We start from the raw sequence: 26,082 nt of genomic DNA, 5'->3' as shown, positions 1-26,082 counted from the left end.
AAGGAACGGACGCTTCCTTCAGACCCTTTTCACAAGGCCCTCCGGGCGCTTCCCTCCGGTATTTCGCGTTTCCAACCTTACCAGAACCGAATTCCCGGCTCCGGCCCCCTGTTGAATCGGGGTCCGTTTCCCGCCTTCCGGCGTGATCACCACTTTAGCGGATTCCCCCCGCGGCTCCAAAATTCGGAACCCGGAACCAAATTCCGGCATGCCGAAATCAATCCCGTTCAAGGGCCGTGCAGTAGTGGATCCCGCCGGTGCGGCGAGAGGTGCGGCCATGGAACTGTTACGGCTCCGTGGCAGCTCGGAGGACACTACGGATCGGCCGGGTCGGTGTCAACCTCGGTTCAGTCAAGGTCGCTGAGGCGCCCGCCCGCGTCTGGCTGGGTCGTCTCGACCCGGCGCAGCAGGCGGGTCAGCAGCTCGCCGAGCTTGCCGCGATCCTCCGCGGAGAGGTCTTGGAGCAGCTCTTCCTCGAAGCTCGAGGCCAGACGCATCGCCTCGATCCATTTGCCGTGGCCGCCTTCCGTAAGTCCGACGATCACGCGCACCCGGTTGCTCTCGTCGCGCTCACGGGTGACAAGGCCCTCCGTGACCATCCTGTCGATGCGGTGGGTCATCGCGGCGGGTGTCAGGCCGAGGCGCTTGGCGAGGTCGCCGGGGCCCAGGTGGTAGGGGTCACCGGCGAGGACCAGGGCCTTGAGGACTTCCCACTCGGCGTTGCTGATGCCGAGCTCGGAGGTCTGGCGGCCATACGCCACGTTCATGCGTCGGCTGAGGCGGCTGAGGGCCGAGGTGACCTTCTCCACTTGTGGGTCGAGGCCTTGGAACTCGCGCTGGTAAGCGGCGATCTGTTCTTCGAGGCTCGGCTCGGCGGAGCCCGGGGTGTCGGCCATGACCTGGAGTATGACATGCCCGTTGACGCTAAAGCCCTTTGATGTGTAGCCTTTAGCTTCGAACTTTACTGTTGAAGTCTTCAGGCCTGGACTGTTGCGGTGGCTGCTCCGCCGGCCCAGGCCGCTCTACGACCTAGGAAGGTGAGTGTGACCACCGCGATGGGCGCGGCGCTGCGCCGGATCCAGTTGGGTAACGCGTTGAGCGCGTTCGGCAACGGCTTCACCGTTCCGTTCCTGTTTATCTATGTGTCTCAGGTGCGGAATCTCGGAGCGAGTACGGCAGGCGTCGTGCTCGCGACGTTCGCTGTGGCTGCGCTTGCCGTGCTGCCGCTCATCGGTCGGGTGATCGATCGGCGGGGTCCGCTGCCCGTTGCCGTCATAGGCACGGTGTCCGCCGCCGTCGGGTCGATGGGTCTCGGTTTCGCCGACAGCCAGTCGCTGGTGGTGGCCGCGGCTGCCGCGTTTGGTGCCGGTATAGCGGTCATCCAGCCGTCGCTGGCGACGATGATCGTCTGGTGCTCGACGCCGAGCACCCGGTCGCGCGCGTTCGCCATGCAGTTCTTCCTCAACAACCTCGGTCTCGGTGTCGGCGGGCTGCTCGGCGGGCAGTTGGTGGACACCTCGGATCCGGCGAGCTTTGTCCGGCTGTTCGCGATCGAATCCGCGATGTTCCTGGTCCTGGGTGCGGCGGTGGCGACGGTTCGGCTGCCCAGAGGGCCGAAGGTGGCGGATGCCGTACCGACCGACGGCGCCGCGAAGGGCGGCTGGCGGACGCTGCTCGCCGACCGGGCGATGGTGCGGCTGTCGGTGCTCGGCTTTGTGATGTTCTTCGCCTGCTATGGGCAGTTCGAGTCGGGGCTCTCCGCGTTCGCGGTGGAGGTCACCCGGATCTCGCCCGCGACTCTGGGCCTGGCTCTCGCGGCGAACACCGCGGCCATAGTGCTGGCACAGTTCGTGGTGCTGAAGTTGGTGGAGCGACGTCGGCGCAGCCGGGTCATCGCGCTCGTCGGGCTGATCTGGACCGTGGCGTGGATCGCGGCGGGGGTCTCGGGGCTCATACCGGGGGCGCATGTGCTGGCGACCACGCTGTTGATCTCGACATACGCCCTCTTTGGCATCGGTGAGTCGATGCTGTCGCCGACGATGGCTCCGCTGGTGGCGGATCTGGCGCCGGCGCGGCTGGTGGGTCAGTACAACTCTGCTTTCGCGCTGGTCAAGCAGCTGGCGCTGGCCGCAGGGCCAGCAGCGGGCGGCCTGATAGCCGGTGCCGGGATGTATGTGGCGTACATAGCGCTGCTGATCGTCTGTTCGCTGGGCATCTCCGTCCTGGCACTGGGGCTGGGTCGTCGGCTGACACCGGCACAGGACAATCCGCTGCGTCATGCGCGCCCGCCGCGGAAGGTGCCGGAGGAGTCGGATGAGCGGGTTCCGGTGACCGTGTGACGTAAGTCGACGTGACGTGAGTCGACCGTCATACGTGCTCCGCCGCCGCGGGCAGAGCGAATTCACACCAGACCGCCTTGCCACCGCCGGGCGTCCGGCGGGAGCCCCAAGAGGACGCGATGGTGGCGACGATCGAGATTCCCCGCCCGGCCTCGTCGCCCGGCTCGGCGCGGCGGCGGCGCGGAAGGTGGTCGTCGCCATCGGTGACCTCGATGATCAGACGCCGGTCGGTACGGCGCAGCCGCAGCCGCATCGGTGGGGTGCCATGCTGCAGCGAATTCGCGACCAGCTCGCTGGCGGCCAGTACGCCCAGGTCGCGCAGGTCGACGGGGAAGCGCCAGCTGGCCAGGACGCCCGAGGCGAAGGCGCGGGCGCGGGGCGCGGCCTCGACTCCGCCGAGCAGTTCCAGTGCCGCGTTGTGGAAGAGCTCTGCGTCATGGCCGGTACGGGCCGGGTGCTGGAGGACCAGAACGGCGACGTCGTCATCATGTTCATCGGTGATGCCCAGGGTGCGGATGAGGCGGTCGCACATGACCTGGGGTGAGCCGGTGGCTCCGGCGAAGGCGCTCTCGAGAGCGGCGACGCCCTCGTCGATGTCCTGGTTGCGCCGCTCGACAAGGCCGTCCGTGTAGAGGACGGCGCAGGAGCCGGGCCCGAGGGGCACCGTGCCGGAGGTGTGCAGCCAGCCACCGGTGCCGAGCGGGGGGCCGGTGGGTTCGGCGGCTCGGTGGACGCTGCCGTCCGGGTCGCGGACCAGGATGGGCAGGTGGCCCGCCGAGGCATAGACCAGACGGCCCTCGTTGGGGTCGTGGACGGCGTAGACGCAGGTGGCGATCTGGGTCGCGTCGATCTCGGCGGCGAGGCCGTCAAGCAGCTGCAGGACCTCGTGCGGTGGCAGATCGAGGCGGGCGTATGCCCGTACGGCCGTGCGGAGCTGGCCCATGACGGCGGCGGCACGCACTCCGCGTCCCATGACATCGCCGATGACCAGGGCGGTGCGGCCTGCGCCGAGGGTGATGACGTCGTACCAGTCGCCGCCGACGGCGGTGTCCTTGCCGCCGGGCTGGTAGGTGGCGGCGACCCGCAGGTCGTCGGGCTGTTCCAGTTCCTGGGGGAGCAGGCTGCGCTGCAGGGTGACGGCGGCCTCGCGCTGGCGGCGCTCGCTGGCGCGCAGTCGCTCGGCGGCCTCGACCTGGTCGGTGACATCGGCGGCGAAGACGAGGACGCCGGGCTGGGTGTCCGCTGTGCCGTCCGTCCCGCCAACCTGGATCGGGGAGCAGGTGAAGGTGTAGTAGCCGTGCCGGGATCGGACCTCCGTCTCCGGCCCGGTGGTGTCGGCCACGGTCACCCGGCGGGACTTGACCGTGCGGGGTTTGCCGCTGCGCAGGACCTGGTCCATGAGCGGGAGCAGCCCGAGTTCCTCGAGCTCGATGAGCGCCTCGCGGGCCGGAGCGCCGGGTGTACGGGGGCCGAAGAGCCCGGCATAGGCGTCGTTGACGTAGGCGATGCGGTGCTCAGGGCCGTAGACCACGGCGACGAGGGCCGGCACCTGGCCGAGGACATGGTGAACGGAAAGCCCGTCGAGGGTCGGGACAGCGGCACCGGGGGGCGGGGTGGTCTCGGCGCGGGCCGCCGGCACTGAGCCGCCCCCGGCCGCCGCGGGCTGTGCGGGTGCGGAGGCGCGGTCGGCGGCGGCGCGCGCCGCTGCTCGGCGCTGTGTTCCGGGGAGCCGGGCGCTCCAGCGGGTGAAGTTCACTGAGGATTACCTCGCGGAGTCGTTCCGGATCAGCTCGGCGACGTGCGGTGGCACAGCCGCGTGCCCGGCTCGGGGCCGCGGTTGGCAGTGCGGGGGCCGGCCCCCGAGGGAGTGCAGCAAACGTCCAAATCCTCATGATCGTTACTCTTCGGAAGTACGAACCCACCCATGGTCACACGACCAGTGTGGCCGACCGGACTGACATCCGTGAGACGTCGGGGCGTCCTTCGAGAGTTCCCGTTCCGGCACCGGTCTGCCGGAAGCGTCAACTCGCCTCCGGATGGCGGCCGGTGCCCGCGGCGAGCTCGAATTCGGCCCGGGGGTTCTCCAGCGAGCCGAGCGAGACGATCTCCCGCTTGAAGAGACCGGCGAGGGTCCATTCGGCGAGGACGCGCGCCTTGCGGTTGAAGGTGGGGATGCGGCTGAGGTGATAGGCGCGGTGCAGGAACCATGCGGGATAACCCTTGAATTTTCTCCCGTAGACATGTGCGACGCCCTTGTGGAGGCCGAGCGAGGCGACGGAGCCGACATAGGCGTGCCGGTACTCCACCAGGGGCTCGCCACGCAGGGTGGCGAGGATATTGCGACCCAGAACGCGCGCCTGGCGCAGGGCGTGCTGCGCATTGGGCGCACATAGCGCACCCTCCTGATCCGCGGTCAGATCGGGGACGGCGGCCGCGTCGCCCGCGGACCAGGCGTGCTCGGTGCCGTCCACCCGGAGCTCCGCGGTGCATCTGAGCCGACCGTGCTCATTGCGCGGCAGATCGGTGGCGGCGAGCACCGGATGGGGCTTGACTCCCGCCGTCCACACCAGGGTGCGAGCCGGGTGGCGCGAGCCGTCGCTGAGCGCCACCACACGGTTTTCACAGGAGTCCAGCCGGGTGTCGAGGCGCACGTCGATATTGCGGCCGCGCAGCTCCCGCACGGTATAGACGCCCAGATCCTCGCCGACCTCGGGGAGGATCCGCGCGGTGGCCTCGACGAGGATGAACTTCAGGTCGTCCGGCTCGAGATTGTGGTAGTAGCGGGAGGCGTAGCGGGCCATGTCCGCCAGCTCGGCCAGGGCCTCCACGCCCGCATAGCCGCCGCCGACGAAGACGAAGGTGAGGGCCGCGGCACGGACCTCGGGGTCACGGGTGGAGGAGGCGATGTCGAGCTGTTCGAGGACGTGGTTGCGCAGGCCGATGGCCTCCTCCACGGTCTTGAAGCCGATGCCGTGGTCGGCGAGGCCGGGGATCGGGAGGGTGCGGGAGACGGAGCCGGGGGCGAGGACCAGCTCGTCGTAGTGGATGTCGAGGGTGCCGGTGCCCTCCTCCTCGGTGGCGAGCGTCTTGATGGTCGCGGTGCGCTTGGCATGGTCGATGGCGGTGGCCTCGCCGACCAGGACCTGGCACTTGCCCAGGGTGCGGCGCAGCGGCACCACCACATGGCGTGGGGAGATGGAGCCGGCGGCGGCCTCGGGCAGGAAGGGCTGGTAGGTCATGTACGGGTCGGGGCTGAGCACCAGGATCTCGGCCTCGCCGCGTCTGAGCTTCCGCTGGAGGTGCAGCGCGGTGTACATCCCGACGTAGCCGCCGCCGACAATCAGGATGCGCGCCGGTTCCTTCTCCGCCGATTCCTTGGCCAAGGGTGCCCCTTCGCTCTGCCGTACTTCGTCCGCCGGCTTACAGCGTCTCTTCCATGACGCACTGCGGGCCGGGGTTTGTCCACAGGCCCGGCGAAATGTATGACCGGTTGCGGAGCTGATCCGTCCTCGGTCCGGATGCCGTTCGTCGCGGCGGGAGCGCAGGTCAGGGGGGATGCACCGGAGTGGTGGGGTGGTGCGGTGGCGACGACGATCGGGGGCGTACTCCAATTGGGGGTGGCCTGTGCGGAGCTTCCCTCTTCTTTCTTGACCTGGGCTCAACTATGTTCGTACTTCGTCGGGGTGCCAGACGCGCGTGCTCCGGCAGTCAGGGCGGGGAGTCTCCGGGGGGAGACGTCATAACCGGGGGAACGTATGCACATTCAGGGCTCTCATTGGTCAACCGCTGTCGCGTCCTCGGATGGCAACGGCGGTCGGAGCACGCCACTACGGGTGGATGCTCAGCGCAATCTGGAACATGTGCTGCGGGCGGCTCGCGAGGTCTTCGGCGAGCTGGGGTACGGGGCGCCGATGGAGGACGTGGCGCGCCGGGCCCGGGTGGGAGTGGGGACGGTCTACCGCCGGTTCCCCAGCAAGGACGTACTGGTCCGGCGGATAGCCGAGGAGGAGACGGCGCGCCTGACCGAGCAGGCGCGGACGGCGCTGGGGCAGGAGGAGGAGCCGTGGTCGGCGCTCTCCCGGTTCCTGCGCACCTCGGTGGCCTCGGGCGCCGGGCGGCTGCTGCCGCCGCAGGTGTTGCGGGTCGGCGTCGAGAACGTCGAGAACGTCGAGAACGAGGCCAAGGAAGCGGCGCCGCAGGCGGCCTCGTCCCTGCCGACGGGCCCACAGGCGCGGGTGCCGCATCAGCGGCAGCCCGCCGTGGCCGGGGGCCAGCTGCATGAGCTGCGCCTGGTCGAGCAGCGGCCGACAGCCGCCGAGGAGCGGGACGGCTCGGGTGCGGTGGCGCTGCTGGAGGTCGTCGGGCGGCTGGTGGATCGTGCCCGGTCGGCGGGTGAGCTGCGCCCGGATGTGACGGTCGCGGATGTGCTGCTGGTGATAGCCACGGCGGCACCGTCGCTGCCGGATGCGGAACAGCAGGCGGCGGCGTCCTCGCGGCTGCTGGACATCCTGCTGGAGGGGCTCCGGTCGCGGCCGGTCGCGTAGTTCGGGTTTCCGCACCCGGTGCGCTCGGAAGAATGCCTCGGAGAATCCCGAGCGTCCGTCCCCGCCTTCCCGTTCGAGTGAGCGCTGTCGCGGGCCCCGTCAACGGCGGCCGCCCGCCCCGGTGTTCCGGTGGGCGAATGAAACCCGGACGAGTGGTTTCGTTCAGGCACCTGTCCTTGGCGCGTGCACCCGTGCGACGCTGACGACGCTGGCCCGGAATTCGGGTGTCTGTCCGGCGTTGTACGGGAGCCTCCGCTATGGGTGTTGACGGGCGGGAAGAACCGCAGGGGAGCGATGGGGCGGACCAGGCGCCCGCACGCCAGGCGCCTGGCATTCCCGCCCAGGGCGGGAGTGGTGACGGCGCGGGCGTGGGCGTTCCGCAGCAGCGCAAGGGTGCCCGGCGCGGTGCCCATGCGCGTACCGACGGCGGCGCCCGTGAGGCGCGGGGCGTGTCCGACGCCGCCGCCGTACCACCGCCGTCCGACGCGGAGTTGATCGCGCGGATCCGTGAGGCGCAGGAGTCCGGGGAGGGCGACGGGCACGACCGGGGCACCGCGGCGTACGAGGAGCTGTACCGCAGGCACGCCGCCCCGGTGGGCGGGTACGCCCGCAGTTGCTGCCGTGATGTGCACACCGCCGAGGACCTCACCCATGAGGTCTTCGCCCGCACCCTGCAGGCGGTGCGCCGGGGCAAGGGGCCGGACACGGCGGTGCGCGCCTATCTGCTGACCACCGTCCGGCATGTCGCGGCGGCCTGGGCGAAGACCGCCCGGCGGGAGCAACTGGTCGAGGATTTCGCGGTCTTCGCGGTGTCGGCGGCGGGCGAATCGACGGCCGAGGAGGGCGGCGCGGCAGCGGAGGGCGCGGACGTGCAGGCCATGCGGCAGGCCGAGGCGTCCCTGGCCGTGCAGGCGTTCCACAGCCTGCCGGAGCGCTGGCAGATGGTGCTGTGGCACACCACCGTCGAGGAGGAGTCGCCGAGCCAGGTGGCGCCGCTGCTCGGTCTGACGGCCAACGCCACGGCGGTGCTGGCGCACCGGGCCCGGGAAGGCCTGAAGCAGGCGTATCTGCAGGCGCATGTGAGCGCTTCGCTGACCGCGGGCGGCAGCTGTGCGCAGTACGCGGACCGGCTGGGCGCCTATGCGCGCGGCGGGTTGCGCATGCGGGCCGAGCGGGGGTTGCGCAAGCACCTGGAGGAGTGCGCGCGGTGCCGCACGGCGGCGCTGGAGCTCGCGGACGTCAACGCACGGCTGCGTGCGGTGCTGCCGGTGGCGATCATCGGCTGGTTCACCGCCGGGGCCTCGGTCAAGGCGGTGGCGGGAGCCGCCGGGCTCGCGGCGGGTGCGGCGGGCGCCGGTTCGGCCGCGGGCTCGGGAGCGGGGGCGAGCTCCGGAGCGGGGGCGGCATCGGGTGCTGGCGCGGGGGGCTCCGGTGCGGGGGGTGCCTCGGGCGGCAGCGCGGCCGCCGAGGGCATGAGCGTCCCGGCGAAGGTCGGCATGGCCGCGGGTGCGGTGCTCGCCGCGAGCGCGGTCATCGCCTATGCGCTGGCGGGCGACTCCCCGGCGCCGCAGCCCAGGAAACCGCAGGCCAAGAGCGCGGTGGCGCCGGCCGCGCCGGCACCCAGGCCCAAACCGAAACCAGCGGCCAAGTCCAAGCCCAAACCCAGGCCCAAACCGAAGCCGGAATCCGTGCCGGTCGCGGTCGCCGCGCCCGCCCCGGAACCAAAGCAGGAAGCGCCCGCGCCGCCTCCGCCGCCGAAGCCCACGCCACCGCCCCAGCCCTCCCCGCCGCCGAAGCCAAAGCCCGCGCCACCCCGGCACCAGGCCGCCAAGCCGCACAAGCCCTCCCCCAGGCCCACCCCACGGCCGCCGCGGCTGCACTCGGCCGTCTACCTGCTCGGTGAGCTGCCGCTCGAGGGCATCGGCGACGGCACCAAGCCGGAGGTGCGCATCACCGACGGCTTCCTGATGTGGCCGCGCCACCAGCTGCGGATCCATCACACGTCCTACAGCCATGGGGTGAGCGCCGGGGCGTCGTCCTCGGTGACCATCGACCTGAACCGTCCATGCACCTCCTTCGACGCCATGGTGGGTGTCGACGACATGACCATGGGGTTCGGGGCGGTGCGGTTCGCCGTCTACGCCGATGGCATCCGGCTGTGGAGCTCGGGAGTGGTGCGGGGCGGGGATCCGGCACTGCCGGTGCATGTGCTGCTGCACGGGCACAAGACTCTCCGGCTGGCCGTGGAGCCCCAGTCGCCTTTCGACGGCATCGCGGTCGTCGACTGGGCGAAGTCACGGATCACTTGCGGCTGAGGAGCGGCGGTGGGCCGGGGTGGTTCTGCCCCGGCCGCGCCCGTTCGGCGATCTCCGGGGATCCCCCGGCGCCGGACGGCCACTTCGCCCGCCGGACGGCCACTTCGCCGACCCGGCATCGGCGGACCGCAGGGAACCGGCCACCCCACCCCGCAGGGCTGGGGGATGTTGATGGATCTCCACGGAGACCTACCGGCCACTCCCGGCCACAGCCCGCCCTACAACGCCGGTCTCGGCACCACCCCGCCCGCGACCGCGCGCTGTCGCGGGGCCGCGGAGCCCGTCCAGCAGGTGCCGCGCCGGGCGAGCAGCCGGCGCAGCCACACCTCCGTCGACACCAGTTCGGCCAGGCCGTCCAGGGGCACCGGCGCGCCCTCGGCGGCCGCGTGCAGGGCGTCGCGCACCACGCGGGCCTCGATCAGCCCCGCGTCGGCCAGCAGCGGCGCGTCGAAGAGCGCCGCCAACGGCCCTATGGACGCGCGCAGTCCGGCCCGTACCGCGGCCGTGTGCGAGGCATGCGAGGTGGCGCCCCAGCCGGGTGGCAGGTCACGGATGCCGGTGCCCGCCAGGACCGCGCGCAGTACGGAGGCGCGCGCCCCCGGTTGCACCCGTAGCGCTTCGGGGAGCGCACGGCAGGCCCGCACCACCTGGTTGTCCAGAAAGGGGGCGTGCAGCCGCTGGCCGCGCACCTCGGCGGCCTGCTCCAGGATGCGGTGGTCCGCGGCGTGCCGGGTGAGCGCGGCGGCGGCGCGCTGCTCGCCGGGGCGCTGTGGCAGGCCGGTCGGCCGTACCGCCGCCGCCTGCAGCCGAACCGATACATCGGCCAGCGCCCCGCCGGTGAGCCAGCGCGCGGCGGGCCCGGGGCGGCACCAGGTGAGGGCCGCCAGCGAGGCATCCACCGCCCCGGCCGCCCCGGCGGTGTGCTCCCCGGCCACGAAACCAGGGGTCAGCAGCCGGGCGGCGGCCCCTTCCAGCCCCTCCCGGTACGACGTACGGGCGAGTCGGCGCGCGGCCCGGTAGACGGTGAAGGGGACGAAGAGCGAGTTCCCGGACGGGCCGTCGGCCCGCGCCAGAGCGGAAACGGGCCGCAGCAGATGACGGCGCCTGCGGTCCATCAACAGGTCGGCCAGGCGCGCGGGATGGGCGTCCAGCACCTGTCGTGCGCCCTGCCCCACGAAGTGGTCCGCGCTGCCCGCCAGCAGCCGCTGCCGGTGGCGTTCCGCGGTGACCAGGGCGGGCGCGGGCTCGTCGGTCAGCGGGCCGGTCTCCACATCGGCGTAGGGGAGCGCCTCCTCGGCCGCCGCGACGACCACATGGTGCAGCCGGGGGTCGGCGGCGATGGCCCGGGCCCGTTCGAGCTCCGAGGCGCCCGCCCGGCCGCTCTCCGCGGCCAGGTCGTTGAAGGTGACCGCGAGCAGCCGCTCGCCCGCGCCGGTGCCGTGCCCGTACGGGGTGCCCGGCACCCCCGGCAGCCCGGCGGCGAGCAGTGCCAGCGTGGCGGAGGCGCTGCCGCCGGAGAGGTCGGCGCCGATGCCGGGCGCCACTCCGCCGCGCGCGGCGCGCCTGAAGGCCGGGCCCATGCCGGGCACCGGGCCGGGGTCGAGCCCGCCCACCCCGTATTCGGGCAGCTGGCGGGGGGCGGCGAGGCGGGCCCGTACCGCCTCGACCAGGGCGTCCCGGACGCCCTCCAGGGCTTGCTGGGCGTCGAGTTGGGGCGCCGCCACGGCGAGCGAGGCCACCGGCTCGTACCCGGTGATGTCCCGCGCGCCGTCGCGCACCACCAGCGCGTGCCCCGGCGGTACGCGCCGCACACCCGCGTATGGGGTGCCGTCGCCCACCGCCTCCGGGGAGTCGGGGCAGGCCAGCAGCGCGGCGAGATGGCCGATGTCCAGCTGTGCCTCGATGAGGTCGGCGAGCGGCAGCGCGGCGGTGGCATAGGCGGTGCCGCCGGCCCAGGCCGCGTGGAAGACGGGCCGGGCGCCCGCGAGGTCACCGGCGATGGTGATCCGGCGGCCGATCTGGGCAACTGCCGTATAGCTGCCGGGCCATGCGGTCAGGTGCCGCAGCGCGCCCCCGCGGGCGGCGAGCAGTCCGGTGCGCAACTGCTCGTCACTGGCGCCGCAGCGGCCGAGGACGGCGATGCGGATGACGATGGCCCCGGCGCCGGACCGGCCGGGGGTCCCGCCGGCGGTGGCCGGGGGAGAGTCGGCCCAGACGACCCGCACCTCATCGGGCCGCCAGTCGCCGACCGCCCACAGCGGATCCGGGTCGCCCCACAGGAGTTGGGCCCCCACGGGCTGCACGGTGGGGCCTGCCGCGTCCTCGGCACGGGGAGCGGTCCCGGCGCAGCTCCACCCCACCAACCAGCGCATCGCCGCCTCCACAGGCTGTGGACAACCAACACGTAGCAGTCATCATGCACAGCGAGACGAACGTTGCGACATCAAACAGGCAACACCCTGATCGCGCCCTGCGCCCCAACTCACCTGAAAGTCGGGCGAAGTGCCGTTCCGTCATGACCCCGTGCGGCACCCATGCTGCCATGAGCACGGCCGGGTGAACCCGGTTCGTACGCACGCGTCGGCCATGTCGGACACGCGTGCCACGACGGGGCGCGGCGATATCCGGCCAAAGTCACCGGGCGCCCGCAGACACCCGGGTCGCAGGCCGCCGGGGAACGCCGCCGGGCGGACGGGGCGTTCGGCGGGCTGCACAACGGCACAGCCCGGGAGGCCCCGGAGGGCCCCCCGGACCGTTCCGCCGCCCGCGGGGAATGAGGCGACGGCTCCCCCAGCCCACTGGATCCGGTGCAGCGGGCCAACCCACGCGACAACCATGGAACCGCCACCGGGATGGCGGGTACAGAGCGCACGGCGGGCGCACGCGCACACACAACCGGAGCACGTGCCCCTCGCTGCACGCACATACGGACCAGAATCTCGCCATCCGGGACAACGCCCCTTAACGGTCGGGATGTGGGGAACTACGCTGGGTTTACGAATGCCCCGCGCCTATGCCGGGGCGGGCGTCGCCATCGCCGAGGGGTGCTCATGTCCAGGGAGCCACGCGGACCGAACGAGAAGCTGGGCACTGTCCTCGCCCTGGCGGGGATCAGCAACGCCGGTCTGGCCCGCCGGGTCAACGACCTCGGTGCGCAGCGGGGATTGACGCTTCGGTACGACAAGACCTCGGTGGCCCGCTGGGTTTCCAAGGGCATGGTCCCGCAGGGCGCCGCGCCCCACCTGATCGCGGCGGCGATAGCGGGCAAGCTCGGCCGTCCGGTCCCGCTGCACGAGATCGGGCTCGCCGACTCCGACCCGGCGCCGGAGGTGGGGCTGGCCTTCCCACGCGATGTCGGCCAGGCGGTGCGGTCGGCGACCGAACTCTACCGGCTGGATGTCGCCGGTCGGCGGGGTGGCGGCGGCATCTGGCAGAGTCTGGCCGGTTCCTTCTCCGTCAGCGCCTATTCCACCCCCGCGTCGCGCTGGCTGATAACCCCCGCCGACAGTTCGGTGGCACGCGAGCCCCAACAGGCCGTCCGGGAGCGCGAGTCGGATGCCGCTCCCGACTGCGGCCAGCCGCAGCGGGTCGGCCACAGTGATGTGGCCAAGCTGCGGGAGGCCGCCGATGACGCCCGCCGCTGGGACTCCAAGTACGGGGGCGGCGACTGGCGTTCGTCCATGGTCCCCGAGTGCCTGCGGGTGGACGCGGCCCCGCTGCTGCTCGGTTCGTACAGCGACGGGGTGGGGCGCGCCCTGTTCGGTGCCACCGCTGAACTCACCCGTCTCGCCGGGTGGATGGCGTTCGACACCGGCCAGCAGGAGGCCGCCCAGCGCTACTACATCCAGGCGCTGCGGCTGGCCCGCGCGGCGGCCGATGTGCCGCTGGGCGGCTATGTGCTGGCCTCGATGAGCCTGCAGGCGACCTACCGCGGGTTCGCGGACGACGGGGTCGACCTGGCGCAGGCCGCCCTGGAGCGCAACCGCGGCCTGGCCACCGCCCGCACCATGAGCTTCTTCCGCCTGGTGGAGGCGCGCGCCCAGGCGAAGGCGGGCGACCAACAGGCCTGCGGGGCCGCGCTCAAGGCCGCCGAGGGCTGGCTGGAGCGGGCCCGGCCGGGCGACGCCGACCCGCCCTGGCTGGACTTCTACACCCAGGAGCGGTTCGCGGCGGATGCCGCCGAGTGCTACCGCGACCTGCGCATGCCCCGGCAGGTCCAGCGCTTCACCGAGCAGGCCCTGGCCCGGCCGACCGAGGAGTTCGTGCGCTCGCACGGGCTGCGGCTGGTGGTCTCGGCGGTGGCCGAGCTGGAGTCCGGCAATCTGGACGCGGCCTGCGCGGCCGGGGCGCGGGCGGTGGAGGTCGCCGGGCGCATCTCCTCGGCCCGTACCACCGAGTACGTACGAGACCTGATGCACCGCCTGGAACCGTACGGGAACGAGCCGCGCGTCGTGGAGTTGCGCGAGCGGGCGCGACCCCTGCTGGTGGTCACTACGGCCTGAACGGCGCCCGTTCCGCTGCCGTTCCCCTTGTGTTCTCCCTGATCCGACGAGGTTTCGGCCCGCTGTCAGTGGCGCACGTCATCATAGGAACCGTAGGTCGGGCACCGCGGGTGGCAGGCCGGCCGGTGCGGGGAGTGTGGGGAGGTGGGCGTCATGGTGGGTTATGACTGCGATGTGCTGGTGATCGGCGGCGGGATCGTGGGCCTGTCGACGGCGTATGCGATCACGCGTGCCGCGCCGGGCACCGCCGTCGTCGTGCTGGAGAAGGAGGGCGGCCCGGCCCGCCACCAGACCGGGCGCAACAGCGGAGTGATCCACAGCGGTATCTACTACCGGCCGGGCTCGCTCAAGGCCCGGTTCGCGGTGCAGGGCGCGGCGGAGATGGTGAAGTTCTGTACGGAGCACGGCCTTCCGCATGAGGTCACCGGCAAGCTGATCGTCGCCACCGAGCCCGCCGAGCTGCCCCGGCTGCACACGCTGGTCCAGCGCGGCCGGGAAAACGGCATCCCGGTGCGGGAGTTGGGGCGCGCCCAGATAGCCGAGTTCGAACCGCACGTCCGGGGCCTCGGCGCCATCCACGTCGGCACCACGGGCATCTGCGACTTCGGCGCGGTCGCCGCCCGGCTGGCCCGCCTGGCCGAGGACGCCGGCGCCTCGGTGCGGTACGACGCCCAGGTGCGCACCATCGGCCGGCGCTCCACCGCGGTCGCGGTGCGTACGGCCGGGGGTGCGGTGCTGCGCGCCCGGGCGCTGGTCAACTGCGCCGGGCTGCACAGCGACCGGGTGGCCCGGCTCGCGGGCGATGAACCGGGCATGCGGATCGTCCCCTTCCGCGGGGAGTACTTCGAGCTGGCCCCCGCGCGCACGGATCTGGTCCGCGGCCTGGTCTACCCGGTCCCCGACCCGGCCTTCCCCTTCCTGGGCGTCCACCTCACCCGGGGCATCGACGGCCAGGTCCACATCGGGCCCAATGCGGTGCCCGCGCTGGCCCGCGAGGGATACACCCCGCGCACCGTGCGCCCCGCCGACCTGGCCGGGACGCTCGGCCATCCCGGCGCCTGGCGGCTGGCCCGCCGCCACTGGCGGTATGGCGTGGCCGAGCTGCGGCGCTCGCTGTCCAAGGCCGCCTTCACGGACGCGGTGCGCAGGCTGTTGCCCGTCACCGCCGACGACCTGATACCCGCCCCGTCCGGAGTCCGCGCCCAGGCGGTGCTGCGGGACGGCACCCTGGTCGACGACTTCCTCTTCGCCCGGTCCCCGCGCATGGTGCACGTCCTCAACGCCCCCTCGCCGGCCGCCACCGCCGCACTGCCGATCGGGCGGGAGGTGGCCCGGCGCGTCCTGGCGGAGCTGAGCTGACGACCGCGCGCATGTCCTGCGCGCATGTCATGTACGGACCGATCCGCTCCTCCGGCCGCCCGTACTATGGAAGAACTGTGCCCGAGAACCACGCCACCACCACCCCAGTCCCCGCCCCGGCCCGCGCCCGCCGCGAACCGATGTTCCCGGACGGCCCCGCACCGGACCCGGCCGGCTCGCACCACGAGCGCCGCATCCGCTCGTTCCAGCCGCGCCGCAGCCGCGTCACACCCGGACAGAGCGAGGCGCTGCGCCGCCTGTGGCCCAAGTGGGGCCTGGACATCGACGGCCTGAGCAAGATCGAACTCGGCGAGCTCTTCGGCGACCGGGCCATGCCCGTCGTGCTGGAGATCGGCTTCGGCATGGGCGAGGCCACCGCGCAGATGGCCGCCGCCGACCCGGACACCGGCATCCTGGCCTGCGACGTCCACACCCCCGGTCAGGGCAATCTGCTCGCCCTCGCCGAGCGGAACGGCCTGACCAACATCCGGGTGGCCAACGGCGACGCGATCATCCTCCTCCGCGAGATGCTCGCCCCCGCCTCGCTGGCCGGCCTGCGCGTCTACTTCCCGGACCCCTGGCCCAAGAAGCGCCACCACAAGCGCCGCCTGATCCAGCCCGAATTCCTGGCCCTCGCCGCCACCCGGCTGGCCCCGGGCGCGCTACTGCACTCCGCCACCGACTGGGAGCCCTACGCCGAGCAGATGCTCGAAGTGCTCACCGCCGACCCGCACTTCGAGAACACCCAGCCCGACGGCGGCTACGCCCCGCGCCCCGGCTTCCGCCCGCTGACCCGCTTCGAGGGCCAGGGCCTGGACAAGGGTCACCTCGTCCACGACCTCCTGTTCCGCCGCACGTAACCCTGCCCCGGATGGCTCCCGGACGACTCCCGAGCCGTCTCCGGACGGCGCCCGAACCGTCTTCGAGCCCGTCCTCGGACCGTCTTCGAGCCGTCCCCGGACCGTCCTCGGGCTAAAACCACCCCCACCGCACTCACCCCCTTCGTTAGGGTCATCGAGTGCATGAGCCCCTGCCCCACCAGCAGCCGATACCCGCGCTCGCCCCCGGGCCCGCGGGCGGCTTCCCCGCCCCGGCCCGCTGGCACTACAAACCGCGCCGTGCCCTCTGGGACAACAAGGCCGTACGCGCCGGCACGCTGATCCTCCTGCTGGCCCTCTGCGGCCTGCTCATCCTCGCCCTGGTCCGCGAACAGACCGGCACCGAAGGCTTCCTGGTCGGCCTCGGCCTCGCCGTCCTGCCCGTGCCCCTCCTGATAACCGCCTTCCGCTGGATGGACCGGGTCGAGCCCAAACCCTGGCGAAACCTGATCTTCGCCTTCGCCTGGGGCGCATGCGCGGCGACCCTGGTCGCCCTCCTCGCCAACGGCTACGCCACCAAGTGGCTCCTCAACACCATCGACGTCGCCCACCGCGAGGACATCAACTCCTGGGGCGCCACCTTTGTCGCCCCTGTGGTCGAGGAGAGCGCCAAGGCCGCCGCCATACTCCTCCTCTACCTCTACCGCCGCCGCGACTTCAACGGCATCGTCGACGGCGTCGTGGTCGCCGGCATCACCGCCACCGGCTTCGCGTTCACCGAGAACATCCTCTACCTGGGCAACGCCTTCGCCTCCGACCAGACCTTCGGCGCCTCCGGTTTCTCCACCACCGCGGCCACCTTCTTCGTCCGCGTCCTGATGTCCCCCTTCGCCCACCCCCTCTTCACCTCCATGACGGGCCTGGGCTTCGGCATAGCCGCCTCCCTCCCCCCGACCCGCCGCACACTCCGCGCCCTCGTACCCCTGGCAGGCCTCCTCACCGCCATGGTCCTGCACGGCGTCTGGAACGGCTCCGCCTCCCTCCCCCTCATCGGCTTCCTCGCCGTCTACGCCCTGTTCATGGTCCCCGTCTTCGGCACCCTCACCTGGCTGACCATCTGGTCCCGCCAGAACGAACTCCGCACCATCCGCACCCATTTGCCCGAATACCAGGCCGCCGGCTGGCTCACCCCACCGGAACCCATCGCCCTCTCCTCCATGCGCGCCCGTGGCATAGCCCGCGACGTGGCCAAGCGAACCGGCGGCACGGCAGCGGCCCGGGCGGTCGCCGAATACATCTCCTTCGCCACCTCGCTGGCCTTCCTGCGGCAGCGCGCATACCGGGGCACGATCGGCCCCGACTTCGAAGCGCGGGAGCGCGAGTTGCTCCACCACCTGTGGCAGCGCAAGCACCTGGCCCAGCCGGCCCTGGCCCGGGCGTCGCTGTCGGTGCCGAGGCCTTTCGGGCCACCACCGGGGGTGTTCGCGGGGGCGGTGCCGGGGCCGGTGGGGTACGGGGTGCCGTGGGTGGGGCGAGGGTAAACCAAGAAGGCCCAGTGGAAACATGCCTGGCCGACTCGCATGAGGTAATGCGCGTGGATTGACCGCCACATACCGACTCTTCACCTCAGTCGGGTGCCCGTCCCCGGTGATCAGTTCATGGAGTCCTGGTTGCGATCGGCAGGGCTCTCGTCCTGTGCCCGACGATCGAGAACGAGTCCCGACTGCCTGCCGACGGGGTGATCGATCCTCACCATGTGGTCATGGAGTTCGCCCCGGCCTCGCCCATCCTCGCAGGTGGCGAGGCGAGGGCTTACCCCTGCTTCCGCACCCAGGACTCCACTCGACGTGACTCCGCGACCGTGCACCGAAACGACATCGGGAGATAGGACACTGGGACCATGCGTGCTGCACCCCCCTCCAGCTCTGACGTCTCAGCCCGGATGAGCCGGCAGACCAATCGTGACACCGGTGCCGAACGGGCCGTGCGGCAGCTTCTCCATGCCTCCGGATACCGCTACCGGATCCACTATCCGGTGCCGGGCATGCGCAGACGGAAGATCGACATCGCCTTCACACGCGCCAGGTTGGCCGTCCTCATCGACGGCTGCTTCTGGCACGGCTGCCCGGAACATGCCACCAGTCCCAGGGCGAACGCTGAATGGTGGCGACAGAAACTCGATCGCAACATCGAGCGGGACCAGGAGACGAACGCACAGCTGCTGTCCGAGGGCTGGATGGTCCTGCGCTTCTGGGAACACGAGTCACCAGAAGCTGTCATGCGTCAAGTGGCCGCGGCTGTCGAGCGGGAGAGGGCAAGCAGGCAGAGGCGGCCTATGAAGGACGAGAGCCGATGAGCAAACTACGATTCGTCGACGTGTGCGCCGGGGCGGGCGGACTGGCATTGGGTTTGGAACAGAGCGGCTTCGAACCCGTACTGCTCCTGGACAAGAAACCCGTGGCTTGCGAAACACTGCGCAGGAACCGTCCGGCGTGGCAGGTTCTGGAAGCGGACCTGCTGGACTTCTCCCCTTCACAACACCAGGAGATCTATGACATCGATCTGCTGTCGGCTGGACTGCCCCGCGTGAAATCCAGCGCGACCGTCACGCGGACCGAGACCGAGTCCGAGCTGCGCCTGCTGGAGGCGACCGTCTACCTGGCCCATGCCGTCCAGCCCGGAGCTCTGGTCATCGAGAACGTACCGGACCTGGTGTGCGCGACCGACTACGAGCCGATACGCGACCTCATACACAAGGAGCTGGATCATCTCGGCTACAAATTCAGATGGTTCGTACTGAACGCAGCCGACTTCGGGGTGCCGCAGGATCGGAAGCAAGGGTTGCTCGTCGCGCTCAAGAAGCAATATTTCGACGCGTTCCGTCCACCGAAGCCGACGGTGCGCGACCATCTGTCCGTGGGTCGAGCCCTGCACCGCTCGATGGCCATGGGCGGTTGGCAGGACGCCGATCGATGGGCAGCCCAGGCCATCAGCGTCGCACCAACCTTGGTGGGCGGGTCGGAAAGGCGAGGAGGCGCTGATCTCGGACCGACAGGGACGAAGAAGGCCTGGGCCCGGATGGGGGTCGATGGTGGCACCGTGGCCGACAACGTTCCCGGTCCGGACTTCGCCTGGGCACCGGCGGCTGGGAGGCACGGGATGGTCAGGATCACGACGGACCAAGCCGCACTCCTGCAGGGCTTCCCGTCCGACTGGGCATTCGCCGGGAAGAAGACGGCCCGCTATCGCCAGATAGGGCATGCCTCCCCACCCCCGGTGGCCAAGGCGCTCGGGCTGGCGATCCGAGCCGCATTGGCAGCGCCCGCACCCCCCGTCGCCGGCTACACTCCAGCCCTATGAGCAGCCCGGGAACGCACGTTCACCTTCCAGAAGACATCCGGATCTTGGACCTCTTCGCAGGTCCTGGTGGACTCGACGTAGCCGCGCATTTCCTGGGCTACAAGAGCATCGGGATCGAGTGGGACCGGAACGCGTGCGAGACGCGCTACGCGGCGGGACTGCCGACGTTTCACGCCGACGTGACCGTCATGCGCGAGAGCCGCTTCGACGAGATCCCGAAATCGGTCGACGTCCTGGCTGGTGGGCCGCCCTGTCAGTCCTTCTCTGTCGCGGGAAACGGCGCGGGACGGCGAGCATTGAACACGGTGAAGGAGTTCATCCGCCGCCTTGTGGACGGGGACGACGAAGCGACGATCGACGAGGAACTGCACGACCTCGGTGACTCGCGTACCGCCCTGGTCCTGGAACCTCTTCGATGGCTCCTCAAAGCGATCGAAACAGAGGGGCGTGATCCGTACGAGGTAATCGTCCTGGAACAGGTGCCTGAGGTCCTGCCTCTGTGGGAAGTCTACGCGGAGCTGCTCAGCGGCGGAGAAGGAAGACTGAAGGGCATCAAGTACGAAGCTGACTACTGGGAGTTGAAGACCGAAGAGTTCGGGGTGCCGCAGACTCGCACACGCGCCGTACTCGTCGCCCGGCGCCCAGGACGTGGGGCCATCGAACCTCTCGAGACAACTCATCTGCCCTTCGACCTGCGTCGAGGGAAGCGCAATCCCGCTCAGGCGGACATGCTCCCGACCGATTCCACGCCTCCCGGGGTCAAGGAGCGCTGGCTCTCCATGGCAAAAGCCCTCGACGCGGCGAGCGAGCTGGAGAACTCACGCGTGGACGTGTCCCGGCTCCGGACGGGAGGCAAGACGGAGTTCTTCGTCGTCTCGAACTACGGCTCCGGGGGCGACCCGAAGAAGCGAGGTCGGCGTCTGTCGTCCGAACCCGCCTTCACGGTCACTGGGAAGATTTCCCGGAACAAGGTGTACAAGACCGATGCGGACCACAAGGCCGACAAGCACGACCGCTTCGACATCCAGGAGTCCGGGGTGCTCCAGACCTTCCCGCACAACTACCCCTGGTCGGGAAACGACCAGGCGCAGCAAGTAGGAAACGCAGTACCACCCCGGCTCGGTATGCACGTGCTGAGCAGGGCACTGCGCGGGGATGCCCCCTCGGACGACGAGTTGACGGCCGCGGCCACGTGGCCGAGTGTGCCACCGGCCGAGGCCGCCAGGATGCGCGCCATCGGGTGCGGCGATCAGAGCCAATGTCCTCCCGACTCGCACAAAGTCACTCGCTCTCGTCGGAAGTCCGACCTCTGACCGGTGCGTCCGCGAACAGTTCCTCGAAGTGGGTGACCAGTCTCCGAACCGCCTCCTCCGGGACACGCTCTTCTTCCGGGCCTTCGGGAAGGCTGTTCCGGGGGGACGGGAGGGCTGATTCGGCCCCCGTGATCCAGTCTCGCAGAGGCTCTCCATCCCGCCCCACGTCCGGAGCGATGACGTCGTACATCAGCGTCGCCCCAGCGGCGTTGACCGCGGATGTCAGGGCGTTGACCTCGCGACCAGTACGCACGACCCCTTTCTCCATGAGTCTGACGAGGGCAAGAGCGGTTGGGCGATGGTCGATGACGTCCAGCCGAAGCGCGGAGTTGAGCATGTCCTGATTGCCGCAGGCCACGACGACGGGTTGATAGTCCGAGCCGTCGCGGAAGAGCTCGGCCGCCCACCAGAGTCGGGCGAACGACTGCTTGTAGTGCGAGCCGACGAACTTCTCCCGGGCCACTCGTCCTCGCGAGCCGTCCGCCTTCGGTTCGGGCAAGTGCCGCCAGACGACATAGTCCGGGGCCACTCCGAGGGCCATGTACGACCAGAGCCCTTTCTCGGCCGCTTCCCGGCGAGTCAAGCGAAGGCGCTCGTGCAGACGAGGCGCCAGCCACGCGTCTGCTGCCGTGGGGCGCTCGTCCCGGAATTTGATCAGAGCATCGTCGATCAGGTCTCGTATCCGATCCAGCCGCAGTCGCGCATCGTCGCCGGGCAGTTCCTCGGCCACTTTGTTCAGCGCGATGGAAGGGACGTCCTCGCGTCCCTCGAGCAGTCCTGCGGAGATGTACTCGGCAGCCTGCACATCGGAGATCAGAGCAAGCCGTTCCGGCAGGTGCTCGGGGCGGGAAGTCACGCGTGGGTCTCCTGGTCGAGTCGTTCAATGTCGCGGACAGTGCCGGCCAACGCCTTGGGGACCTCGGCACGACGGGCGGCGGCGTACTGGATGCGCGGTTGCAGATCCGCCCAACTCCCCTCGCCGGTACGTCGAAGGTGCACCTCGCGGAGTGCGTCCCCCACCGACCGCCCAGGAACGATGTCCGGGAGCATCTCGCGGAGCACCGCACCTCGCCAGTCGGGCGGGAGGAGCGGCGTCCCGTCCTCCTCGATCTCCAGATCACCGATCGCGGTGTGAAACACAGCAGTCCACACATCGGCGCACATCTGGGCCAACAACATCTCCCCCACGACGCTCTCCACCTTCGAGCCCTGGCCTTCCACGAGCGCTACGAGGCCCTCGAAATCCGAGTTCAGGCGGACAGCGGGCATCCGCCCCGCGGTGTCCACGATCCAGGGGGCGTCCCGGAAGCTCCGCAACCATTCAGCGCCACGGGCGAAACTGACCGTGCTGACATCGAGTTGGCGATCTCTGAGCGGGGCGTCGGCCGTCACATCGATCAACCATTCCTGTTCGGTGGAAGCGATGATCCGACCTGCTACCCCTCCGACTGTGGCCACCACGTGCACGGCAAGAGACGCACGGTCCAGGTGGTCGTCACGGTCGAGCTCGATCTCCCCAGTCCATTCCCTACCGCTCTCGGCACTGGGCACCAACCGTGCAACAGTGCGCGCATTGGTGGCCCCCTCCGTCAGAACGGCTACAACCGTCACGTCCGACCAGTGCCCCTTCGTTTCGATGTCACGAGTGGGTACGGAAGCCGCCAAGGCGATCCGTGCAGTTTGCCAGTCGGTGCGCTCGGCCCTACCAAGCGCCACAACCTGCTCGACAACCGAGTATCCCGTCGTGTCCAAGTGCTCTCGGGTGCCGTCGGGACCACGCAGCTTCACGGCCGTGACCCGCGCTGTCACCGCACCGGCAGGCCGAGGGTACGGGTAGACCCTCACGCCATGTCTCCTTTGCTCTCCTGCAGATCGACGACGAGACCGGTCAGTGCGGCTCGCACCGGGTGTGTGGACACATCGGTGATGCCTCGAAAGACGGCACGGCGAGCCCCCGGCGGGAAATGCAGTACACCATCGTGCAGTTCACAGTTGCTGACAGGGATGAGCTCGGCCCACTGGACCACTGGACGAGGGCCGGAGCGAACCTCCAGTTTGGCGACGGGGCTCATACGCCACGACTCCTCCCCAGGCGACACCTTGACCTCGGCGGTGATCTGCCACTCGCCGGAGGGCCCGATCACGGCCTCCAACTCGTCCAGCTTCGGAGGCGTCACCGTCCCGCTGACCTTGCCGGCACGCTTGCCCGAGATCTTGAGACGCTTGCTCACCTTGCTCGTACCGCTCGACTTCTTCTCCTTCGGGAGTGCCACAAGTCCGTGAACGGCCTTATTGGTCTCACGCGTCAACACTGTAATTCGCCGATGGGCCGAGGGCGAGTAGCGCATTCTCAACTCCTCGGTCTGGGCCCACTTGTTGTGTTCCGGTGGCTCGGAAAAACGCAGAAACTCCTCGGCCTCAGCCGCGAACGGCACGTCATCACCTGCCGCCCGGCCCGCGAGCAGGACCGCCTGGAACGGGTTGGTCCCCACAGGAAGGCTGGGCACCGTGCTGGTCTTGACCGTCATGCGATTGCCGCGCATCGCGGTCACCTGGTTGATCCTGCCATCGGCGTCGGTGGCCTCGGTGACGAGGAGAACTGCCCGGTGCTCGCCAGCAGTGCCGGAAAGGCCATCCTTCGCGGGGACCTTCAACGAAACGGTGGTGAGCGCTACCTGGCCTGCCTCGGTAAGGCGATCCACCGTGGCACCGCTCAGGAAGGCCTGAAGAGCACGTGTGCGCGCGGGTTGATGCACTTGTGGATCGACCCGCTCCTCCTCCAGGTATTCCACACCATTGCGCAGCGTCCGCACCGATACCTCGAGCAATGGTCGGCGGTCGCCTCCCGCTGTCATCGCGGCCCAGAAGTTACGACCGAGTGCACGGACCAACCTCTGGTGCATGCGCTCCAGACTGTCCTCGTCGTCGCCCGCGTCTCCTTCCTGGTCCTGCCCGGTCTCGGCGAGGCTGGCGACATCATGTGCTCCGACGATCAGGAAGGATGTGCCAGGCTCATCGCTCTCGCGAGTGAGGTGCAAGTTCTCGACCGTGTCTTCATCAGCCCACCAGGAGCGGACAACCTCCGCGTTGGCCGCCTCCGCATCCGGCCGACCCAGCCAAGCGGGACCGGCAAATCTCTTTCCGTCCACCTCTCGCCAGGGCAGGTCGAGACGTCCGATCAGCCGCCGCCGGGTGTGTCCCTCGTGCGGCTCGGAAAGCGTGGAGTTGATGAGGACGAGCCCCAGGCGACTGGCCGCCCAGAGCGTGGCCTTGCCAAGACCGTATGAACCACCGGCCGCAACATCCGATTTGCGACTGTCGAGTTGGCGTCGTACCACGGCGGCGAATCGGCCGTCCTCGTAGTCGTCTCCGGTCAGCCCGTTGGCGTTGTAGTCGTCGACACGAAGCAGCACCAACCGATCCCGCTCGAGCATCTCCTGCAGGCCGGCGCTGATGACACGTCCGACCTTCTGGTCCTGCGCAGCAGCCGCCTCGTAGTGCGGGTGCAGATCGCCCCAGCGGATCGCGGTACGGAACCGGGCCAGAGCGTCGCCGGACAGTTCATTCAGGGTGTAACGCACCTCGACCGGGCGGTCGTTCCTATGGTCACGCTCGTCCAGGCTGTTCTGGGTCGCCTCACGGGCCAGGACCTCCAGATCGGCCTCGAAGGCGAAGGCCGCCGCGTTACCGAACTCGCGCCCACCGTCGTCATGGGCAGGACGGTGGTACCAGACGGCCGGCGTCTTTGCGGTTTCGACCTGCCCAACCACGGAAGCCCGCCCTGATTCTTCCTCGACTCCAAGTACCTCACGCATCCTGACCAGAAGGTCAGGATGCGGTACAGAGCGGTCGTCGAGCCAGGCTTCGACGGGCGCTCGCGTCACTCCCAGGCGGCGCGCCAGTTCGCCCACGTCCACCCCACTTGCCTGCATCCGCTCGGCCAACCACCGACCGAATTCCGTCCCATTCGAGGCCAACGTTCCCTCTTTCCCGTCGGATCTGCTCTCTGTCTCCGGCGTACGAACACTGCTGCTCAGCTGCGACCCACCGGCCCCCGTTTCCTCCCGTCCCTCCGGATCCCTGCGAAGTACGGCCCGCTCAGCGACCTCTTGAGCGATCTTTCGAGCGGCCCTCATACGTCGACGTCCCGTGCCGGAATCATCGGGCTCCAGGCCCATCAGGATCCTCAGATCCTTCAGTGCACGCTTCTCGATCTGCCGAATACGTTCACGCGTCACCCCGATTCGCTTACCGATTTCGTCCAGCGTCCAGGATGCTCCGTCGACGAACCCATATCTCAGCAGAAGGATATTTCGATCTCTCTCTGTGAACGCACACGCATCGAACAGCTGGAATAGTTCCTCGCGCTCGAATTCTGCCCACAGCGCATGTTCCGGACCCGGCACCGGACGAAACTTATCGACAACCAATTCTCCGAGAGTCACATTCTCGGCAACGGGCTGCTCGAGCGACAGAACGGCCCGACGACCAAGACGCCGGCACTCCATGACCCTCGCCGGGCTGAGTCCGCACGCCAGGGAGAGGTCATCCACAGTGGGCTTTCTGCCCTGACCGAGAAACCACCGCTCCCTCCTCCGCACCTTCTCCACATCGTCCCATATATGAACAGGGAGCCGAATCATTGACCCTTCATTAGCCACGGCTCGGGTGATGTGTTGCCGAATCCACCAGGTGGCATAGGTGGAGAATTTATACCCCATGGAAACGTCGAACTTCTCCACAGCGCGAATGACCCCGATCATGCCGTGCTGCGCAAGATCCTCATACATGGGGCTGTCTGCCCTGCGCCCCAAACCATGCAGGAACTTGTGCACGAGTCGCTGATTATGGATGACCATCGCGGATAGAGCACTGAACGCCTCGCTGTCTCGCGAAAGCGTTGCCACGTAGTCATCCGGCAACTGCTCCGACAGCGTTCTGCCACCCCGGAACAAGAGACAGAGCCCCACTTCCTCCTCGGCACTCAGCAGGTACCGGGCCGGATTCGTTCGCCTCCGGTCGGACTGGAGCAGATCCCGAGCGGTATGACGAGCTGCGTCCATGTCGTCGATACGCACCGCTCCTCGGTGGGACTCCATGTCCGGGAATCCCTCTTCCCCCTCAAGGAAATCCGAGTCGTCAAGAACTTCGTCGGGGCCAGCCTCGCCGTCGAAACCCACACTCTGCGCGACGTCCGACTCCCCTTCGACGTGCTCGTCTCCCACCTCCGCCGCAACCACGGCCTCGTACAGGGCTTGGGCCTCCTCCGCGTCGAGGCGTGCAGCCCTCATCACCTGCCCCAGGGCCGTGCGGCGTTCCAGCCCTTCAGCCGTGAACCGACGTATGAGGCCGACGAGCAGACCCCATCCGACTTCGTTCATCCGCCCGTTGGGGGCATCAACCCGTTCCGTGCTCACCACGCCCCCACACACCCACGTTCTGCCTCTGCCTTTGTCCCCTTGTAGTCCATCACTCATCGGGCCGTCGCTGCCAGCACTTCCTCAACAAGGCCCGCGTCCTGACGGCCCGTCG

At 69.7% G+C, this 26,082-nt stretch carries 17 protein-coding genes; 10 read left to right on the top strand and 7 right to left on the bottom strand.

Going from position 1 to position 26,082, the window contains the following annotated elements:
• Positions 1-347: 347 nt before the first annotated feature.
• Entirely contained in the window at positions 348-896 is a 549-nt protein-coding gene (locus ABCR83_RS16410; protein WP_462695753.1) for a MarR family winged helix-turn-helix transcriptional regulator, read from the bottom strand.
• A gap of 147 nt (positions 897-1,043) precedes the next feature.
• Between ABCR83_RS16410 and ABCR83_RS16405 the strand changes: the two genes are divergently transcribed.
• Entirely contained in the window at positions 1,044-2,339 is a 1,296-nt protein-coding gene (locus ABCR83_RS16405; RefSeq protein WP_462695752.1) for an MFS transporter, read from the top strand.
• A 28-nt stretch (positions 2,340-2,367) separates the two neighbouring features.
• Here ABCR83_RS16405 and ABCR83_RS16400 read toward each other — a convergent pair whose 3' ends face one another.
• Together ABCR83_RS16400 and ABCR83_RS16395 are read right to left on the bottom strand one after the other, a co-directional pair.
• Positions 2,368-4,095, bottom strand: coding sequence for an ATP-binding SpoIIE family protein phosphatase (locus ABCR83_RS16400; protein WP_462695751.1), 1,728 nt, complete (start codon positions 4,093-4,095; stop codon positions 2,368-2,370).
• A 265-nt stretch (positions 4,096-4,360) separates the two neighbouring features.
• A complete protein-coding gene (locus ABCR83_RS16395; RefSeq protein ID WP_462695755.1) occupies positions 4,361-5,656 on the bottom strand; it encodes an NAD(P)/FAD-dependent oxidoreductase in 1,296 nt (431 codons plus the stop codon).
• A 438-nt stretch (positions 5,657-6,094) separates the two neighbouring features.
• Here ABCR83_RS16395 and ABCR83_RS16390 point away from each other — a divergent pair, with 438 nt between their 5' ends.
• Positions 6,095-6,883 carry a TetR/AcrR family transcriptional regulator gene (locus ABCR83_RS16390; protein ID WP_462695750.1) on the top strand — a complete coding sequence of 263 codons (789 nt, stop codon included), beginning with the start codon at positions 6,095-6,097 and terminating at the stop codon, positions 6,881-6,883.
• Between the two features lie 257 nt (positions 6,884-7,140).
• Complete coding sequence (locus ABCR83_RS16385; protein WP_462695749.1) at positions 7,141-9,198, top strand: sigma-70 family RNA polymerase sigma factor; 2,058 nt, start codon at positions 7,141-7,143, stop codon at positions 9,196-9,198.
• 218 nt (positions 9,199-9,416) lie between these two features.
• Here ABCR83_RS16385 and ABCR83_RS16380 read toward each other — a convergent pair whose 3' ends face one another.
• On the bottom strand, positions 9,417-11,570 hold the full coding sequence (locus ABCR83_RS16380; RefSeq protein WP_462695748.1) for an asparagine synthase-related protein: 2,154 nt from the start codon (positions 11,568-11,570) through the stop codon (positions 9,417-9,419).
• Between the two features lie 678 nt (positions 11,571-12,248).
• On the opposite strand from ABCR83_RS16380, the gene ABCR83_RS16375 reads away from it, so the two are divergent.
• The 7 genes from ABCR83_RS16375 to ABCR83_RS16345 all read left to right on the top strand — a co-directional run bounded on the left by ABCR83_RS16375 (position 12,249) and on the right by ABCR83_RS16345 (position 20,550).
• Positions 12,249-13,700 (top strand): MFS transporter, encoded by a 1,452-nt coding sequence (locus tag ABCR83_RS16375; RefSeq protein ID WP_462695747.1) that lies wholly within the window; start codon positions 12,249-12,251, stop codon positions 13,698-13,700.
• Positions 13,701-13,853: 153 nt separating this feature from the next.
• Positions 13,854-15,059 carry an L-2-hydroxyglutarate oxidase gene (gene lhgO / locus ABCR83_RS16370; RefSeq protein ID WP_462695746.1) on the top strand — a complete coding sequence of 402 codons (1,206 nt, stop codon included), beginning with the start codon at positions 13,854-13,856 and terminating at the stop codon, positions 15,057-15,059.
• Between the two features lie 11 nt (positions 15,060-15,070).
• Positions 15,071-15,919 carry a tRNA (guanosine(46)-N7)-methyltransferase TrmB gene (trmB, locus tag ABCR83_RS16365; protein WP_462695745.1) on the top strand — a complete coding sequence of 283 codons (849 nt, stop codon included), beginning with the start codon at positions 15,071-15,073 and terminating at the stop codon, positions 15,917-15,919.
• A 158-nt stretch (positions 15,920-16,077) separates the two neighbouring features.
• Positions 16,078-17,418 (top strand): PrsW family intramembrane metalloprotease, encoded by a 1,341-nt coding sequence (locus ABCR83_RS16360; protein WP_462695744.1) that lies wholly within the window; start codon positions 16,078-16,080, stop codon positions 17,416-17,418.
• 359 nt (positions 17,419-17,777) lie between these two features.
• Entirely contained in the window at positions 17,778-18,233 is a 456-nt protein-coding gene (locus tag ABCR83_RS16355; protein ID WP_462695743.1) for a very short patch repair endonuclease, read from the top strand.
• Positions 18,230-19,237, top strand: coding sequence for a DNA cytosine methyltransferase (locus ABCR83_RS16350; protein ID WP_462695742.1), 1,008 nt, complete (start codon positions 18,230-18,232; stop codon positions 19,235-19,237). Before ABCR83_RS16355 ends, ABCR83_RS16350 begins: the two co-directional genes overlap by 4 nt.
• The gene (locus ABCR83_RS16345; protein WP_462695741.1) at positions 19,234-20,550 is read left to right on the top strand and encodes a DNA cytosine methyltransferase; all 1,317 of its coding nucleotides are present in this window, start codon (positions 19,234-19,236) and stop codon (positions 20,548-20,550) included. The genes ABCR83_RS16350 and ABCR83_RS16345 overlap by 4 nt, the downstream gene beginning before the upstream one ends.
• Here ABCR83_RS16345 and ABCR83_RS16340 read toward each other — a convergent pair.
• From ABCR83_RS16340 to ABCR83_RS16330, 3 genes are read right to left on the bottom strand one after another with little or no spacing between them, the layout of a single operon-like run.
• Entirely contained in the window at positions 20,519-21,406 is an 888-nt protein-coding gene (locus ABCR83_RS16340; protein WP_462695740.1) for a DUF6339 family protein, read from the bottom strand. The two genes, ABCR83_RS16345 and ABCR83_RS16340, sit on opposite strands and share 32 nt — an antisense overlap.
• Positions 21,403-22,395 carry a hypothetical protein gene (locus ABCR83_RS16335; RefSeq protein WP_462695739.1) on the bottom strand — a complete coding sequence of 331 codons (993 nt, stop codon included), beginning with the start codon at positions 22,393-22,395 and terminating at the stop codon, positions 21,403-21,405. Before ABCR83_RS16335 ends, ABCR83_RS16340 begins: the two co-directional genes overlap by 4 nt.
• Entirely contained in the window at positions 22,392-25,967 is a 3,576-nt protein-coding gene (locus ABCR83_RS16330) for a sigma-70 family RNA polymerase sigma factor (protein WP_462695738.1), read from the bottom strand. Before ABCR83_RS16330 ends, ABCR83_RS16335 begins: the two co-directional genes overlap by 4 nt.
• Positions 25,968-26,082: the final 115 nt, after the last annotated feature.

It is taken from the genome of Streptomyces xingningensis, from assembly GCF_054957865.1.
The sequence above is the reverse complement of the archived record's forward strand: the minus strand, read 5'-3'. Positions and strand labels throughout refer to the sequence as shown.